The following is an 898-nucleotide window of genomic DNA, read 5'->3' on the forward strand; positions in this document are numbered from 1 at the left end:
CTTTCGTTGAATCAAAGGGGATTCCCATGAGGTGTGTTTTCTGATTCATCCTGTTCAGGAGGATCAGTTCATGCCCAATCCGCTTTCCGCCGATATTCGTGCCCGTTTTGAGTTGCTCTTTGCCCAAGGTCTGACGGGCCGCGAGATTGGTCGCCGCCTGATGATTTCGGCGGCGTCGGCATCGCGTCTGTCACAAAGGCTCAAACGCGGGTTGCGCCTGACGCCCGCCGACAACCCGCGCAATACCGGACATGGGCGGTTGGCTCCGTACCACGATTTTCTCATCGAGCTGATCCATCAAGACCCGGACATCACGCTCAGGGAGTTGCAGGGGGCCTTGGCCGATGCACATGACGTGACCGCGTCAGTCTCTGGTCTTGATCAAGCGCTCAAGCGGCTGGGATACACGTACAAAAAAAGAGCCTCATTGCGGATGAACGCAAGCGCGCAAAGGTAAGACGCGCAAGGGCCGATTGGTTCGATCATCGCGTTCCGGCGATCAGCGCGATGCCTGAACGCATTGTCTTCCTTGACGAAACCTCCGTCAAAACGAACCTGACACGCCTCCGGGGACGGTCCCTGCGCGGGACGAGATTGACGGCATCTGCGCCATTTGGGTCATGGGGAACCCAGACCTTGATCGCCGGACTGGGGCCATCCGATCTGATCGCACCTTGGGTCATCAAAGGGGCGATGGACGGCCCCGCCTTTGTCGCCTACATCCGCGACGTGCTGATCCCGGAGATCGAACCCGGCACTGCCGTGATCCTCGACAACCTGGCCACCCATCGTAACAAGGAGGCCGAAGCGCTCCTGCGCGAACACGGTTGCTGGTTCCTGTTCTTACCGCCTTACAGCCCGGACCTGAACCCGATCGAGATGGCGTTCTCAAAACTCA

At 58.9% G+C, this 898-nt stretch carries 2 protein-coding genes; both read left to right on the plus strand.

The genetic code is table 11. From position 1 onward, the window contains the following. Nucleotides 1-70: 70 nt before the first annotated feature. Nucleotides 71-457 (plus strand): hypothetical protein, encoded by a 387-nt coding sequence (locus AB2B41_RS23320; protein WP_367880222.1) that lies wholly within the window; start codon nt 71-73, stop codon nt 455-457. After that, nucleotides 427-898 (plus strand): IS630 family transposase (locus tag AB2B41_RS23325; RefSeq protein ID WP_367880223.1); only part of this gene is annotated, 472 nt, incomplete at its 3' end. The genes AB2B41_RS23320 and AB2B41_RS23325, both read left to right, overlap by 31 nt.

Origin of the sequence: Sulfitobacter sediminis (assembly GCF_040811725.1) — a bacterium.
In the GTDB taxonomy this organism is placed as follows: domain Bacteria; phylum Pseudomonadota; class Alphaproteobacteria; order Rhodobacterales; family Rhodobacteraceae; genus Sulfitobacter; species Sulfitobacter sediminis.